The organism is Citrobacter sp. FDAARGOS_156 (assembly GCF_001559235.2).
GTDB lineage: Bacteria > Pseudomonadota > Gammaproteobacteria > Enterobacterales > Enterobacteriaceae > Citrobacter > Citrobacter youngae.
Genome location: NZ_CP014030.2, coordinates 900,599 through 916,283 on the forward strand (window position 1 = coordinate 900,599; position 15,685 = coordinate 916,283).

13 protein-coding genes, 1 tRNA gene and 2 pseudogenes are annotated in these 15,685 nt (G+C 51.9%); 7 read left to right on the plus strand and 9 right to left on the minus strand.

Annotated features, from left to right (window positions below; all coding sequences use genetic code 11):
• Positions 1-105: 105 nt before the first annotated feature.
• Positions 106-1,617 (minus strand): leucyl aminopeptidase, encoded by a 1,512-nt coding sequence (pepA, locus tag AL515_RS04425; protein WP_005134172.1) that lies wholly within the window; start codon positions 1,615-1,617, stop codon positions 106-108.
• A 153-nt stretch (positions 1,618-1,770) separates the two neighbouring features.
• Between pepA and AL515_RS23760 the strand changes: the two genes are divergently transcribed.
• The 4 genes and pseudogenes from AL515_RS23760 to AL515_RS24075 all read left to right on the plus strand — a co-directional run.
• Positions 1,771-1,821: a hypothetical protein gene (locus tag AL515_RS23760; RefSeq protein ID WP_212723231.1), complete on the plus strand. Its 51-nt coding sequence runs from the start codon at positions 1,771-1,773 to the stop codon at positions 1,819-1,821.
• A 62-nt stretch (positions 1,822-1,883) separates the two neighbouring features.
• Positions 1,884-2,984, plus strand: coding sequence for an LPS export ABC transporter permease LptF (gene lptF, locus AL515_RS04435; protein WP_048212825.1), 1,101 nt, complete (start codon positions 1,884-1,886; stop codon positions 2,982-2,984).
• On the plus strand, positions 2,984-4,066 hold the full coding sequence (gene lptG / locus AL515_RS04440) for an LPS export ABC transporter permease LptG (RefSeq protein WP_048212824.1): 1,083 nt from the start codon (positions 2,984-2,986) through the stop codon (positions 4,064-4,066). Before lptF ends, lptG begins: the two co-directional genes overlap by 1 nt.
• A gap of 15 nt (positions 4,067-4,081) precedes the next feature.
• Positions 4,082-4,160: pseudogene (locus AL515_RS24075) on the plus strand (hypothetical protein); the annotation flags it as partial.
• Between the two features lie 11 nt (positions 4,161-4,171).
• On the opposite strand, the gene AL515_RS04445 reads toward AL515_RS24075, so the two are convergent.
• The 5 genes from AL515_RS04445 to idnD all read right to left on the minus strand — a co-directional run bounded on the left by AL515_RS04445 (position 4,172) and on the right by idnD (position 10,067).
• Entirely contained in the window at positions 4,172-5,674 is a 1,503-nt protein-coding gene (locus tag AL515_RS04445) for a helicase HerA-like C-terminal domain-containing protein (RefSeq protein WP_048213481.1), read from the minus strand.
• A 79-nt stretch (positions 5,675-5,753) separates the two neighbouring features.
• Positions 5,754-6,752, minus strand: coding sequence for a DNA-binding transcriptional regulator IdnR (idnR, locus tag AL515_RS04450; protein WP_048212823.1), 999 nt, complete (start codon positions 6,750-6,752; stop codon positions 5,754-5,756).
• A 52-nt stretch (positions 6,753-6,804) separates the two neighbouring features.
• Entirely contained in the window at positions 6,805-8,124 is a 1,320-nt protein-coding gene (gene idnT, locus AL515_RS04455) for a gnt-II system L-idonate transporter (RefSeq protein ID WP_016155581.1), read from the minus strand.
• A 123-nt stretch (positions 8,125-8,247) separates the two neighbouring features.
• A complete protein-coding gene (gene idnO / locus AL515_RS04460) occupies positions 8,248-9,012 on the minus strand; it encodes a gluconate 5-dehydrogenase (protein ID WP_061067137.1) in 765 nt (254 codons plus the stop codon).
• Positions 9,013-9,023: 11 nt separating this feature from the next.
• The gene (gene idnD / locus AL515_RS04465) at positions 9,024-10,067 is read right to left on the minus strand and encodes an L-idonate 5-dehydrogenase (RefSeq protein WP_061067138.1); all 1,044 of its coding nucleotides are present in this window, start codon (positions 10,065-10,067) and stop codon (positions 9,024-9,026) included.
• A gap of 217 nt (positions 10,068-10,284) precedes the next feature.
• On the opposite strand from idnD, the gene idnK reads away from it, so the two are divergent.
• Positions 10,285-10,806, plus strand: coding sequence for a gluconokinase (gene idnK, locus AL515_RS04470; RefSeq protein WP_048212820.1), 522 nt, complete (start codon positions 10,285-10,287; stop codon positions 10,804-10,806).
• A gap of 30 nt (positions 10,807-10,836) precedes the next feature.
• Here idnK and ahr read toward each other — a convergent pair whose 3' ends face one another.
• Positions 10,837-11,856, minus strand: coding sequence for an NADPH-dependent aldehyde reductase Ahr (ahr, locus tag AL515_RS04475; RefSeq protein WP_061067139.1), 1,020 nt, complete (start codon positions 11,854-11,856; stop codon positions 10,837-10,839).
• Positions 11,857-12,076: 220 nt separating this feature from the next.
• Here ahr and AL515_RS04480 point away from each other — a divergent pair.
• Both AL515_RS04480 and AL515_RS04485 read left to right on the plus strand, forming a co-directional pair.
• Positions 12,077-12,161, plus strand: a tRNA-Leu gene (locus AL515_RS04480).
• Between the two features lie 115 nt (positions 12,162-12,276).
• A pseudogene (locus AL515_RS04485) lies at positions 12,277-13,260 on the plus strand (tyrosine-type recombinase/integrase); the annotation flags it as partial.
• Positions 13,261-13,314: 54 nt separating this feature from the next.
• On the opposite strand, the gene AL515_RS04490 reads toward AL515_RS04485, so the two are convergent.
• Together AL515_RS04490 and AL515_RS04495 are read right to left on the minus strand one after the other, a co-directional pair.
• The gene (locus tag AL515_RS04490) at positions 13,315-13,797 is read right to left on the minus strand and encodes a restriction endonuclease subunit S (RefSeq protein WP_061067140.1); all 483 of its coding nucleotides are present in this window, start codon (positions 13,795-13,797) and stop codon (positions 13,315-13,317) included.
• Position 13,798: 1 nt separating this feature from the next.
• Complete coding sequence (locus AL515_RS04495) at positions 13,799-15,673, minus strand: N-6 DNA methylase (protein WP_061067141.1); 1,875 nt, start codon at positions 15,671-15,673, stop codon at positions 13,799-13,801.
• Between the last annotated feature and the right edge of the window lie 12 nt (positions 15,674-15,685).

Genomic DNA, 15,685 nt, shown 5'->3' on the forward strand with positions numbered 1-15,685 from the left:
TTTAAATGCGAAGCCGGATGGCGCTACGCTTATCCGGCCTACGGTTAAATACCCAATGTAGGCCGGATAAGACGCGTATGCGGCGCCATCCGGCAATCATGCAAACTACTCTTCGCCGTTAAAACCGGCACGATTGAGCAGGAACTGCGACAGCAGCGCCACTGGACGACCAGTTGCGCCTTTGGCTTTCCCGGAACGCCATGCGGTACCGGCGATATCCAGGTGCGCCCAGTTGTACTTACGGGTAAAGCGTGACAGGAAGCAGCCCGCGGTAATGGCGCCGCCAGGGCGTCCGCCGATGTTCGCCATATCCGCAAAGTTGGACTCCAGCTGTTCCTGGAACTCATCACCCAGCGGCAGACGCCATGCGCGATCGCCAGCCTGCTCGGACGCGCCGATCAGCTCATGCGCCAGCGGGTTGTGGTTCGACATCAGGCCGGTGATGTGATGGCCCAGCGCAATCACGCACGCGCCGGTCAGGGTCGCGACGTCAATCACCGCTTCCGGCTCAAAGCGTTCGACGTAGGTTAACACGTCGCACAGCACCAGACGGCCTTCGGCGTCGGTATTGAGCACTTCAACGGTCTGCCCGGACATAGTGGTCAGCACATCGCCAGGGCGATACGCGCGGCCACCCGGCATGTTTTCGCAGCCCGCCAGTACGCCGACGACGTTGATGGGTAGTTGAAGCTCGGCCACCATGCGCATTACGCCGTACACTGCCGCCGCGCCGCACATGTCGTACTTCATCTCATCCATGCCTTCGGCTGGTTTGATGGAGATACCGCCGGAGTCGAAGGTTAACCCTTTACCGACCAGCACAATCGGACGCGCGTCTTCGGACGGATTGCCTTTGTACTCGATGACCGACATCAGTGACTCGTTCTGCGAGCCGTGGCCGACGGCGAGATAAGAGTGCATACCCAGCTCTTTCATCTGCTGCTCGCCGATCACGCGGGTCACAACATTTTTGCTGTAGCTGTCTGCCAGCTGACGCGCCTGAGAAGCCAGATAGGCGGCGTTACAAATATTTGGCGGCATATTGCCGAGATCTTTCGCCGCTTTAATACCGGCAGCAATGGCCAGGCCGTGCTGGATAGCACGCTCGCCGCTGGTCAGCTCACGGCGGGTCGGTACGTTGAAGACCATTTTACGCAGCGGGCGGCGCGGCTCGCTTTTGTTGGTCTTCAACTGGTCAAAGCTGTACAGCGTTTCCTGGGCCGTCTCAACGGCCTGGCGCACTTTCCAGTAGTTATTGCGTCCTTTGACGTGCAGCTCAGTCAGGAAGCAGACGGCTTCCATTGAGCCAGTATCATTCAGCGTATTGATGGTTTTCTGAATGACCTGCTTGTACTGGCGCTCATCAAGTTCACGCTCTTTGCCACAACCAATGAGGAGAATTCGCTCAGACAGAACGTTAGGAACATGGTGCAGCAACAGGGTTTGACCCGGTTTGCCTTCCAGTTCGCCACGACGCAGCAGTGCGCTGATGTACCCGTCGCTGATCTTGTCGAGCTGCTCTGCAATCGGAGAGAGGCGGCGTGGTTCAAAGACACCCACGACGATGCACGCACTCCGCTGTTTCTCCGGGCTACCGCTTTTTACACTGAACTCCATGCACTACGCTCCTGAATCTTAAAGACAACAGCGGTGGCTACGGATAGAATTGCAAGCTTTCGTAACTCATACCCGCTGTTGCGGTGACTTCGTGTTAATCTTAACGTTATTACGGCATTGGCACGTCAGAACAATTTCTGAGAGGTGGATCCGTTGAGTATAATGATCTTAGCGACGATTTCGACGACTCAAGAGAATAAATGACGTTTAAGCCATGAAACAAGCTAAATTCCGGCAAAAGACGGGTTTTTACGGGCGTATTTAAAGTGATAATCATAAGATATCTGGTTCGGGAAACGCTCAAAAGCCAACTTGCGATCCTATTCATCCTGCTTTTGATCTTCTTTTGTCAAAAGTTAGTCAGGATCCTGGGTGCGGCTGTTGACGGTGATATCCCGGCGAATCTGGTGCTCTCGCTGCTGGGGCTGGGCGTGCCAGAAATGGCGCAACTTATCTTGCCCTTAAGCCTGTTCCTTGGGCTGCTAATGACGCTGGGCAAACTGTATACCGAAAGTGAAATTACGGTCATGCACGCCTGCGGGCTGAGCAAGGCTGTGCTGGTAAAAGCGGCGATGGTGCTGGCGTTGTTTACCAGTATCGTTGCGGCAGTCAACGTAATGTGGGCCGGGCCGTGGTCCTCCCGGCATCAGGATGAAGTGCTGGCGGAAGCAAAAGCGAACCCCGGCATGGCGGCGCTTGCTCAAGGGCAATTCCAGCAGGCAACGAACGGCAGTTCGGTGTTGTTTATCGAAAGTGTTGATGGTAGCAGCTTCAAAGATGTGTTCCTCGCGCAAATCCGCCCGAAAGGTAACGCCCGTCCTTCGGTGGTTGTGGCTGATTCCGGACATCTGACTCAGTTGCGTGACGGCTCTCAGGTCGTGGTGCTGAACAAAGGTACGCGTTTTGAAGGGACCGCGCTGCTGCGCGATTTCCGCATTACCGATTTCCAGGACTACCAGGCGATTATCGGCCATCAGGCCGTGGCGCTGGATCCCAACGATACCGACCAGATGGATATGCGCACACTGTGGAATACCGACAACGCTCGGGCCCGTGCGGAGCTGCACTGGCGTATCACATTGGTATTCACCGTATTTATGATGGCGCTGATGGTTGTCCCGCTGAGCGTGGTTAACCCGCGTCAGGGTCGCGTGCTGTCGATGCTGCCAGCAATGCTGCTCTATTTGCTGTTCTTCCTGGTGCAGACGTCGCTGAAGTCGAACGGTGGCAAAGGTAAACTGGATCCGGTGTTCTGGATGTGGGTGGTAAACCTGGCCTATCTGGCGCTGGCGATTGTGCTTAACCTCTGGGATACGGTGCCGATGCGCCGCTTGCGTGCCCGTTTTATGCGTAAAGGAGCGGTATAATGCAGCCCTTTGGTGTACTTGACCGCTATATCGGTAAAACCATTTTTACCACCATCATGATGACGTTGTTCATGCTGGTGTCGCTCTCCGGGATCATCAAGTTTGTCGACCAGCTGAAAAAAGCCGGGCAGGGGAGCTACGATGCGATGGGCGCCGGGCTGTATACCCTGCTCAGCGCACCGAAAGATATCCAGATCTTTTTCCCGATGGCGGCGCTGCTGGGTGCGTTGTTGGGGCTGGGCATGTTGGCCCAGCGCAGTGAACTGGTGGTGATGCAGGCTTCCGGCTTTACCCGTATGCAGGTAGCGTTGTCGGTGATGAAAACCGCGATTCCGCTGGTGCTGCTGACGATGGCCATCGGGGAATGGGTGGCACCGCAGGGTGAACAGATGGCGCGTAACTACCGTGCGCAGCAGATGTACGGCGGCTCGCTGCTCTCTACCCAGCAAGGACTGTGGGCGAAAGATGGCGACAGCTTTGTTTACATCGAGCGAGTGAAAGGGGACGCCGAATTAGGCGGAATCAGCATTTACGCCTTTAACGACAAGCGTCGTTTGCAGTCCGTTCGCTATGCCGCCAGCGCGACGTTTGACCCGGAGCAGAAGGTCTGGCGTTTGTCGCAGGTGGATGAGTCCAACCTGACCGACCCGAAACAAATTACCGGTTCGCAGACGGTGAGCGGCACCTGGAAAACCAACCTTACGCCCGACAAGCTCGGCGTCGTGGCGTTGGATCCTGACGCGCTGTCGATTAGTGGTCTGCATAATTACGTGAAGTACCTGAAGTCGAGCGGCCAGGACGCCGGACGCTACCAGCTCAATATGTGGAGCAAAGTGTTCCAGCCGCTGTCAGTGGCGGTCATGATGCTGATGGCGCTGTCATTTATCTTCGGCCCGCTGCGTAGCGTGCCGATGGGTGTGCGTGTGGTGACGGGGATTAGCTTCGGTTTTGTGTTCTATGTGCTGGACCAAATCTTTGGCCCGCTGACGCTGGTGTACGGCATTCCGCCGATTATCGGCGCGCTGCTGCCAAGTGCCAGCTTCCTGCTGATTAGTCTGTGGCTGATGCTGCGTAGGTCGTAATCACAGTAAAGCGCAGTGCCTGATGGCGCTGCGCTTATCAGGCCTACCAGGGCCTGTAGGCCGGATAAGGCGTTTACGCCGCCATCCGGCACAGTAACACGGACACTAGCGTTTTCTCCCGCCCATCAAACTCCCCAACATGCCGCGGATTATCTGATTAGTGACCTGTCGCGCCGCGCTTTTCGCCACGCTCTGTACCACGCCATCGCGCTTGCCGCCGCGCGGTCCTGTGCTGCCAAACAAAATATCCTTCAACCCACCGAGAATACCGTCGTCAACCTCGACCGCTTTACCGTTGGCGGGAGGCGTATTTTGCTGCCCGGTGCTGGCTTGCACGCCTTGCTGTAAACGCTCATAGGCGGATTCGCGGTCGACCTCTTCCTCATATTTGCCGTACAGCGAGGAGTGATTGATCAGCCCGTTTCGCTCATCGTCGGTTACCGGCCCCATACGGGAGCAGGGCGCAATCACCATTGCCCGCTCCACCACCGACGGGCTGCCTTTGGCGTCCAGGAACGACACCAGCGCCTCGCCGGTGCCCAGCTCCTGAATAGCTTTCTCGGTATCAAACGCCGGGTTGGCGCGCATGGTTTGCGCCGCGCTTTTCACCGCTTTCTGATCTTTCGGCGTGAACGCGCGCAGGGCGTGCTGCACGCGGTTACCCAACTGGCCAAGCACGTTGTCCGGAATATCCGACGGGTTTTGCGAGACGAACCACACGCCGACCCCTTTCGAGCGGATCAGGCGGATCACCTGTTCGATTTTATCCAGCAGCACCTGCGGGGCATCGTTGAACAGCAGATGCGCTTCATCAAAGAAGAACACCAGTTTTGGTTTTTCCAGATCGCCTGCTTCCGGCAGCTGTTCGTACAGTTCGGAGAGCATCCACAGCAGGCTGGCGGCGTACAGTTTGGGCATCTGGTAGAGCTTCTCGGCGCTGAGGATGTTGATCATCCCTTTGCCGCTGGCGTCGGTTCGCATCCAGTCTTTGATATCCAGCATCGGTTCGCCAAAGAAGTGCGCCGCGCCCTGTTGTTCCAGTGACAACAGTCCGCGCTGGATAGCGCCCACCGAGGCGCTACTGATGTTGCCGTACTGGTTCTGGAACGATTTAGCGTTATCGCCGATGTACTGCGTAATGGCCCGCAGATCTTTGAAATCCAGCAGCAACAGACCCTGGTCATCGGCAATACGGAAGATAATATCCAGCACGCCGGACTGAACGTCGTTGAGATTCAGCAGACGAGCCAGCAGCAGCGGCCCGAGATCAGATACCGTGGCCCGCACCGGGTGACCCTTTTCGCCAAAGATATCCCATACCGTGACCGGATTGGCATGCGGTTGCCAGTCGGTAATGCCGATGTTTTTCAGGCGGGCGAGCAGCTTTTCAGAGGATTGGCCTTCCTCGGCTACGCCGGTTAAGTCACCTTTCACATCGGCCATAAATACCGGTACGCCAATCCCGGACAGCGATTCGGCAAGCTTTTGTAACGTGACGGTTTTGCCGGTCCCGGTCGCGCCGGTAATCAGCCCGTGACGGTTGGCCATGCCTGGCAGTAAAAACAGTTCAGTGTCCGGCGTGCGGGCAATTAGCAGGGGTGCGCTCATTGAGATTTCCTCCATTTATCCTGCCTGGAGTATAGGCAATGTCCATCAAAGAGAGTATGCGATGGCGAGAGAAAATGACTTAAAGCGTATTGCCGTGATAAATCTGATACCCAAGATCCACGGTGTTGTGGTTATGGTCGTTGTTCTTGATTTTGCTCAGCAACATCTGCGCCGCCATGCGGCCAATGTCAAAACGCGGGGTGATCACGCTGGCGAGGCTTGGGATCATCTGCCTGCCCATTTCCAGCCCGTGAAAACCGGCAATTGAGATCTGCTCCGGAACGGCCAGCTCGCGCTCGCGGCACAGCAACAGCGCGCCCATCGCAATATCGTCGTTGGTGCAAAACACGCCGTCTACATCCGGATGCGCAGCCAGCGCGTCCCGCATCATCTGGGTGCCAAGATGAATGGACGAAATAGCGCGCGGATTGACGCGCAGCGGCACCAGACCCCGACGCGTCATGGCATCGCAGTAGCCGCGATAGCGTTGTTCATCGCGGACGTCGTCTTTCGAACCGAGATAGAGGATTTTGCGCCGCTGACGTTTATCCAGCATGGTGCTGACCATATCAAACGCCGCCTGACGGTTATCGAAACCTACTTCCATGTCCAGACGATCGCCCTGAATATCCATCAGCTCGACCACCGGAATGTTGGCTGAACGCAGAAATTTAACTGTGCGCAGAGTGTGATATTTCTCGGACAAAATAATGCCGTCGATATTGTACGACAGCAGGTTAATCACCGACTCTTCCTCTGATTCCCGGTCGTAATTGTAGTTGGCGATCAGCGTCTGATAGTTATGGTCCGAGGTGACTGACTCAATACCGGCCAGAATATCTGCGAACAACTGGTTTTGAAACGAGGGGATCAGCACGCCGAGCGTGTAGCTTTGCGCGTTCAGCAGCATCGCGGGCGCGCGGTTGGGGATGTAATTAATCTCCTCCATAATCTGCGCGATGCGTTCACCGGTTTCCTTTGCGACCTTTTTCGGCGAGCGAATGTAGCGGCTCACCGTCATTTTGGTCACGCCCGCCAGCGTGGCGATGTCTTGCAAAGAAATTCTGTGGTTCCTCATTTTCTCTCCAGTGCCGGGGAGCGCAGACCTGTGCTCCCCGGTGATGACCGTCTTAATGTAGGATGGCGTTCAGCGCCAGAACCCCCAGCAGCCCCATAATGGAAATCAGTGTCTCCATGACCGTCCATGTGCGCAACGTTTCCCCCACGCTGAGATTAAAATAGCCTTTAAACAGCCAGAATCCCGGATCGTTAACGTGGGAGGCAATCACGCTGCCCGCGCCGGTAGCCAGCACCATCAGCGCCGGGTCGGCATGCGTGACGTTGATAATCGGCAGCACCACGCCTGCGGTGGTGATCGCCGCCACGGTGGCTGAACCGAGCGCGATGCGCAGCAAGGCGGCAACCGTCCAGCACATCAGCAACGGAGAAAGCGACGTGCCGGTCATCAGGTGCGAGATATATTGTCCCACGCCGCTGTCGACCAGAACCTGCTTAAACGCGCCGCCCCCGGCGATGATAAACACAATCATCGCGATTGCGCCGATAGAGTCGCCAATGATATCCATAATTTGCTCGATCGTACGCCCGTTACGTCGACCAAGGGTAAAAATGGCGAGCACGATAGCGATAAACAACGCGACCGCAGGGTTACCGATAAACTCAAAGAACACCCGCACGCTGTTGGTCTTTGGCAGCGTAATTTCGCACACGGCGGCGACCGCCATCAGTATGACCGGGATAACCGCCGCAAAGATACTGTTCCAGAACGACGGCATCTCTTCTTCGGTGAACAGATGCGGGTTGAATAATCCTTCCGGCGGCGCTTTCTCAAAGCGGGTCAGCAGCTTAGAAAACAGCGGCCCGGCGACAATCACCGTCGGGATAGTAATAATAAATCCGTACAGCAGGGTGGTACCGAGATTGGCCTCGAAAATGGTGGCAATCGCGGTCGGCCCCGGGTGAGGCGGCAGAAAACAGTGGGTCACGGACAGCGCGGCGACCATCGGTACGCCAACATACAGCAGCGGCAGGCCGGACGAGGCCACCACCGTAAACACCAGCGGTAGCAGCAGAACAAAGCCGACTTCGAAGAACATCGCCAGACCGACAACCAGACCGGTGATTACCAGCGCCCACTGCACGCGCTTTTTACCGAATGTGCCAATCAGCGTGGTGGCGATGCGCTGAGCCGCGCCGGTATCGGAAATCAGCTTGCCGAGCATTGCGCCGAAGCCGAGGATCATCGCCAGCCCGCCAAGCGTGCCACCGATCCCGTTTTGTATTGAGTGCAGAACGGCCTGTGCATCCATCCCTTCGGCAAAACCAACGACCGCCGCCACCAGGACCAGAGCAATAAAGCCGTTAACTTTAAAGCCAATCATCAGGACCAGGAGCAGCGCGACGCCTGCCGCAATTATTATTAATGGCATAATCGTTTCTCTTATATCCCCGTCATCCTTCAAGCTGCAGGTGTGTTGGCTGCAACTCGAATTATTCAGGGGGGAGCCAAAAATGCAGCGCCTGGGCGCTGCGTGATGTTGCGTTGTGTGGTATCAGACGGCGACCAGCATGCCGCCATCGACAAACAACAGGTGTCCGTTAACAAAATCGGATGCTTTAGAAGAGAGGAATACCGCTGCGCCGATCAGCTCCTGTGGATCGCCCCAGCGCGCGGCTGGCGTACGTTTGCACAGCCAGGAGGTGAAGGCTTCATCCTCTACCAGCGCTTTGGTCATTTCGGTTTTGAAGTAGCCCGGCGCGATCCCGTTGACCTGGATATTGTGGCGTGCCAGCTCAACACACATCCCGCGGGTAAGCATTTTCACCGCGCCTTTCGAGGCGGCATACGGCGTGATGGTGTCGCGGCCCAGTTCGCTCTGCATGGAGCAGATGTTGATGACCTTCCCGGCCTGACGTTCCACCATGCGACGCGTTACCGCCTGGGAGACCAGGAATACCGCCGTCTGGTTCACGGCAATCACATCGTTCCAGTCCTGCTCCGGGAACTCGGTAAACGGATGGCGACGCTGGATACCGGCGTTATTCACCAGCACATCAATTTGGCCAATGTCTTTTTCGATATGGTCGATGGCGGCATCAATGTCTTGTTTATGCGTAACATTGAACGGCGCGGCCACGGCGCGGATCCCTTCCAGCTGCAGTTTGGCGACGGCGGCCTCCGCGCGCTCCGGCGTAATGTCATTGACGATAATCTGCGCGCCATATTTACCCAGCCCGGTCGCCAGTAAATAACCAATACCCTGGGCCGAACCTGTGATCAGAATATTTTTGCCGTCCAGTGAAAAAAGATCGTTCATCATGCTATTCCTTATTTTATGTCTTCGAAAACGAGCTGGACCTTCGCCGCCTGGGTTTTATCCCCGGCGAAGATCAGCGCCTGTTCGAGGTCGGTAAACGGATACTCGGCGCTGAGTAACGGCAGCGGATCGATAACGCTATTTGCCAGCCACGACACCGCGGTGTTGAACTCGGTGGTAAAGCGGAACGAGCCTTTGAGCGCGATCTCTTTGCCGATCAGCATCATCATTGGGAAGTCCGGCACCGCGCCGCCCATGCCGACCTGCACCATAACGCCTTTCGCGCGGGTCACTTCCAGACAGGTGGTGATTGAGGACGGATGGCCGGAGACTTCGAAACTGACGTCGAAGTAGCCTTTCTCTTTTTTCCACTCATCGAGCGAGTCCTGCTGCGGGTTAATCAGCGTGTCGGCTCCCATTTGTTGCGCCAGCGAGAGCGAACGTGAACTGATATCCGCACAGACGATTTCTGCCGCGCCGAGCGTTTTTACCGCGCTGACGATGAGGCAGCCGATAGGCCCAACGCCGGAGATAAACACGCGCTTGCCCTGCAGGTCGCCCGCTTCATGCGCGGCGTGGATCGCGACCGCCAACGGTTCGGCAAAGGCCATGACTTTTTCATCGGCCTCTTGAGGGTAGGGGATGCACTGCGCAGTATCGACAGTTTTAAACTGAGTAAAGCCGCCGTCGACGTGGGGAAAATACATGGCGCTGCCAAAAAAGCGCATTTCCGTACACTGGTTTTCTTCATGCTGCAGACAGTATTTGCAGTGACCGCAGGGCTTCGACGGATTAATCGCCACCGACTGACCTTCATGTAATTCTGTTGAATCGCTGTGCACTACTTTACCAATAACTTCATGGCCTAAAATCATCGGCGCTTTAACGGTAAAATTACCAACTTTGCCTTCCTGATAATAATGTAAATCGGAACCACAAATTCCCCCGCGGGTAATTTGTACCAGCGTTCCTTTATTATTCCATTCTATATTTTGGTCGGTAATGGCAACAGTTTTCTTACCCGCGACAACGCAGGATTGGGTTTTGACTTGCATAAATGCCTCACTGGTCAGGTAGTAACCTCGGCAGCATTTAAACGGTTTTAATTGTTATTATTTGTGACGCAGATCACGCTGAGAAATTGTTACACTACAATGTTACGCATAACGTGATGCGCCCTGTAAATCTGCTCAGTCGCGGCGAAAAAAGGTGAATTCTGCAATGTGGAAGGCGTAGTATCGCGCCATGGAATATGAATCTGGAGTTTTTTCAATGGCCGGGGAAAGTTATATTTTGATGGGCGTTTCGGGAAGCGGTAAATCTTTAATTGGCAGCAAAATTGCCGCAATGTTATCGGCTAAATTCATTGATGGCGACGATCTCCATCCTGCTAAAAATATTGATAAAATGTCTGACGGTATTCCATTAACCGATGAAGACCGACTGCCGTGGCTAGCGCGATTAAATGACGCCTCATACAGTTTATATAAAAAGAACGAGACCGGGTTTATTGTCTGCTCGTCATTAAAAAAACAGTACCGCGATATATTGCGTCAGGGCAGCCCGAATGTGCATTTTCTGTGGCTGGACGGCGACTACGAGACCATTCTGGCGCGCATGCAGCGTCGGGCAGGGCATTTTATGCCAGTGGGATTACTCAAAAGCCAGTTCGACGCGCTGGAGTGCCCGCAGGACGATGAGAAAGATATTGCCCGCATCGACGTGAACCATGACATTGAACATGTGACGGAACAGTGCCGCCAGGCGGTGCTCGCGTTTCGTAACGGGCAATAAGCCCAGCCCCTTGCGGGACTGAGCCCGGCATCAGAAGTCGGCTTTCAGCACCACGCGGTAGCGGGCCTTGCCATCACGCACATGCTGGATTGCTTCGTTAATTTGCGACATCGGGTACAGCTCGGTGGTAGGCGACACCTTGCTGCGCCCGGCAAACTTCATCAGCTTGCGCAGCTCGAATGGCGTCCCGGTCGCCGAACCGGAGATGCTGCGATCCCCAGCAATTAAGGTAAATGCCGGCACCGGCAGCGGCTTCAGCACCGCGCCGACGGTATGGAAGTTTCCGCCGTAGGCCAACGCTTCAAAATAGGGCTGCCAGTCGAGATCGACGTTAACCGTGTTAATGATGAGATCGAACTGGCCCGCCAGCGCTTTTAGCGCATCTGGATCGCGGCTGTTGACCACCTTATCCGCCCCCATCGCCAGCACTTCCTGCTCTTTCGCCGGATTGGAGCTGAATGCGGTCACTTCGCAGCCCATCGCGTGTAACAGCTTAATGGCGATATGCCCCAGGCCGCCGATACCGATCACCCCGACGCGGCTGGTGGCGGTGATATGGTGCATCAGCAGCGGTTTGAACACGGTGATACCGCCGCACAGCAAGGGGCCAGCCGCCGCCAGATCAATGCTCTCCGGTAGCGGGATCACCCACTGCCAGTCGGCTCGCAGCTTCTCGGCAAAGCCGCCGCGATTGAGAATAGTAGGAACGGACCCTTCCAGGCAGTTAATCTGATTACCGTTGATACAGGCGTCACAATGTCCGCAGCTGCGCGCCGTCCAGCCAATACCGACGCGCTGACCAACCTTCAGACCCTTATCCTGCGCCGCGCTGCCGAGAGCTGCCACGCGACCAATCACCTCATGCCCGGCAACCAGCGGATACTGAGAGAACCCCCATTCGTTGTCGATCATCGACAAATCAGAATGGCAGATACCGCAGTAATCGACCTGGACTTCGACATCTTCCGGCTTGAGCTCGCCCGCATCATATTCATAGAGTTCGAGTTCGCTGCCTGCTTCTTTGGCGGCGTAGCTTTTTATCATCGACATCGTGTTTCCCTCAGTGTGGTGTTGAACTGGAAGTGTAGAGCATGGGGAAACGGGACGCTTCGCAGAAGGGGGGATTAAGAAGAGGGCAAACTGTGATGAGGGTTGCAGCTAAGAAAGGTAATGCTGAAATTTTCAACACTTAGCAGGCCAGACACACGCTGGCGCTTGCATGGCGGCGCACGACAGGTATAATCCACAACGTTTTCCGCATCCCTTCCGTGCCGGAGTGGCGAAATCGGTAGACGCAGTTGATTCAAAATCAACCGTAGAAATACGTGCCGGTTCGAGTCCGGCCTTCGGCACCATTAGTAATTCCAAGATCATCCGAGAAAGTCCAATTATCCCTTAAAAATCAACGCCTGCAGCGATTTTTACGTCCTGAGTCGTCCGAGGTTGTCCGTTTAAATCAGGATGCTATTGGGGGCATATACTTTCGAAACCATTGCTCGTGAATGGCATGAAAGTAACAAGCGCTGGAGTGAAGACCATCGATCGCGCGTTCTTCGCTATCTTGAGCTTTATATCTTCCCTCATATCGGTTCGTCCGACATTCGGCTACTCAAAACCAGCCACCTGTTAGCTCCGATTAAAAAAGTTGACGCAAGTGGTAAGCACGACGTTGCTCAGCGCTTGCAATAGCGCGTCACGGCTATTATGCGTTCTGCCGTACATAACGATTACATCGACTCAAATCCAGCCAGTGATATGGCCGGTGCGCTATTTACAACCAAGGCGCGACATTATCCAGCTTTACCCTCTAACCAGTTCCCTGAATTTCTTGCTCGTCTTGTTGCATATCGTGGCCGAATAATGACACGGATCGCGGTCGAGCTTTCCTTACTAACTTTTGTGCGTTCCAGTGAGTTACGTTTCGCGCGCTGGGATGAGTTCGACTTCGAGAAATCTCTTTGGCGCGTTCCTGCAAAACGAGAAGAGATTGAAGGCGTGCGCTACTCGTACCGTGGCATGAAGACGAAAGAGAAGCATATCGTTCCGCTTAGTCGGCAGGCGATGATTTTGTTACAACAGTTAAAGCAGATTAGTGGTGATAAAGAGCTGCTTTTCCCGGGTGATCATGACACAACTAAGGTTATGAGTGAAAACACGATAAACAGCGCTTTACATGCCATGGGGTATGACACGAAAACTGAGGTTTGCGGGCATGGTTTTAGGACGATGGCCAGTGGTGCGTTGGGTGAGTCAGGGTTATGGAGTGATGATGTGATTGAACGGCAGCTGAGCCACACTGAGCGTAATAGCGTTAGGGCTGCTTATATTCATACTTCAGAGCATTTGGATGAGCGTCGTTTGATGGTTCAGTGGTGGGCTGATTATCTTAATGCATACCAGATAAATTATATTACACCTTTTGAGTTTTCAAAAAACATTAAAAATAAGGGATGAAATTTTACGTTAATAAACGCCTTTGTTGACAAAGGCGTATGAAATTATCTGTGATTATTTTTTTAATTCTTCTTCTTTCTTTAAAAGTAACGTGGTAATTATTGAGTTATTATTATCAATCTCTGAAGTCATGTCTAAAGGGCTTTCAGAGAAAACTGGAGACAGTTCAAGGTTTTTTATTCTTGTAGTGTTACTTTTTCTACCAAATGTAAATCGCCAACCATGTGATACATTAAACAATGCAGCATAATAGAGTATTTCGTAGTTGCTCATTTCTCGTAATGGAGTTAAAACTGTGCAGGAGTCTCCGCCATTACCTTTTGGAAGAAATTTTCCAAGGTGAACGGTGGCATATCCCAACCCGGATATACAAATAGCAGGTCCGCAGAAAACTTTATCTTTTTCTAATGGTTCTACATATTTCACAACGCCATTATTAATCTCAGTATTTGTAACAAAGGGAACGTTTCCCATGCCGTAATCTTCGGTACTTTTCGAACGGGCAGCTTCAACATTAAATATTTGATTTATGCGCATATTACTGGAGGCCTTTTCTAATCTGCTGGAAAAGTAATTCGGAATGAATTTTTACCAAAGCATCTTTCAAACGATGTGGGTTTGTTTTTTCATTATCAAGATATTGCTGCGGGATGAATTCCAACCCGTTATTTTCATGAGATAACTCCTTGGCTTGGATGATTCCATTTATTTCACGACAAGTTCCTTTATGTATAAAATTAAAAACTTCACTTTTAAGTGAATCTAACTGACTGATTTTGCCATGTTTAACTCTTCTTCTTTTTTGCTTTAGAAAACCATCATCCGTAATTCTACAAAAAAGGCATTTTTTGGCGTTTTGTGGAACTCCTTTTCTAATAACTATTATTACTGGTTCTACTGATGCTTGTGGGTAGAATAAATCATTTGGAAGGGTCATTACACATAATAAAGAATTGTTTTCAACAATTCTTTTTCTCCACTCAGCTTCTTTCCCGGAGGAATACATAACAGAAATAGGTATTACACAAAGCAATAAGCCTCCCTCACACATTTGTGATAGTGCGTGATTTATGAAAGTATATTCTTGTTCATCATCACGCTTAAGTGCAAATGGAGGGTTCATTAACACTTTGGTCACAGGCGGAATCTTCGAAGGTTTGGTTTGCCTTGAAGCATCAGTTTTCTCATCGTGAATATATTCAGCAGAAACTTCATCATTTCTGATTTTACGATTTAAATCTACGCTAAGACAATCACCATTAATGATGTTATTTTTCCCGTCACCTCGAAAAATCATATTCACAATTGCAAGGGCTGCTACATTTGCCTGCTGTTCAATTCCAAATATTCGATGTTTTTTAAACATTTCAACACCGGTTTTATCTTCTTTTCTGACTTTATCATATGCAGCAACCAAGAAACCTCCGGTCCCACAGGCAGGGTCATAGACTAAGTCGTTGGCTTTAATATCTAAAATATCTGCTGCGAATTCCGTTATATGCCTGGGTGTCAAAACTATACCAATATCTTTTGCTCCATTACCGTATTTTAAGAAAACTTCATAGAATTTTCCTAAAAGGTCATGACTACCGTCCATTGCTGCTTTTATATTTATTTTTCTTAATAAGAAAAATACTTTTGTAACAGCGGATTTATATTTTTCTTTGGCGGATGGTTCTTGTGGTAATTTTAGTTCAATATAATCTGCAAATTCTCTTTTTGCATGATGGATAAGAATATCTTCGGCTCTATTGTTAATGTCTTTTATGAAAACATCTGGAGATGCGTTGAAGTTTGGTAATGTATCTGAAACCATGGAAAGTAAGACTGCCGACATAACTGTTGCTCTGGAATCTTTGTTTATTGAGGCCCTGTGCAACTCTTCGTTTATGCTTTCGGCAATATCCATGAGGATGTCTTCATCAGTTACCAACTCATTGAGATTTGCTGTGTCATTTTCTGATAAATACTTTGCCTGCTGTGGAGATAGTAAACCTGTAATTAATTTGTTGTTGTATTTTATTAAGGTGTAATTACCGTTTGTATCAATGAAGGCTGTTTTTAATAAATAACCTTCATCATCGTTCCCCGCCACACCTGTAACTATTTTTGCTTTGATAATGTCTGATTTATTTATATCGCAAGCATAATTAAATGCTTCATTAAAAGCATCATCAAGATTTTGGTGACGAGCTTTTGCTTCTATCACCCAGAATGTATCTTCACTGATTTTTATGACATATTCTGGTCGTTGTTTACCCAACCCAAGTGAGATCTCAGGGTGATCAAGACATTCCTGCTGAGTATATACTTGCCCTCCATGACCTTTACTAGGGTTTTTTGTATTCCATCCCATTCTTTCAAGATCGTTTTTGATAAAGACATATGAAGAAAATTCTGAGCTGCGAGACATAAGTGTAAATCC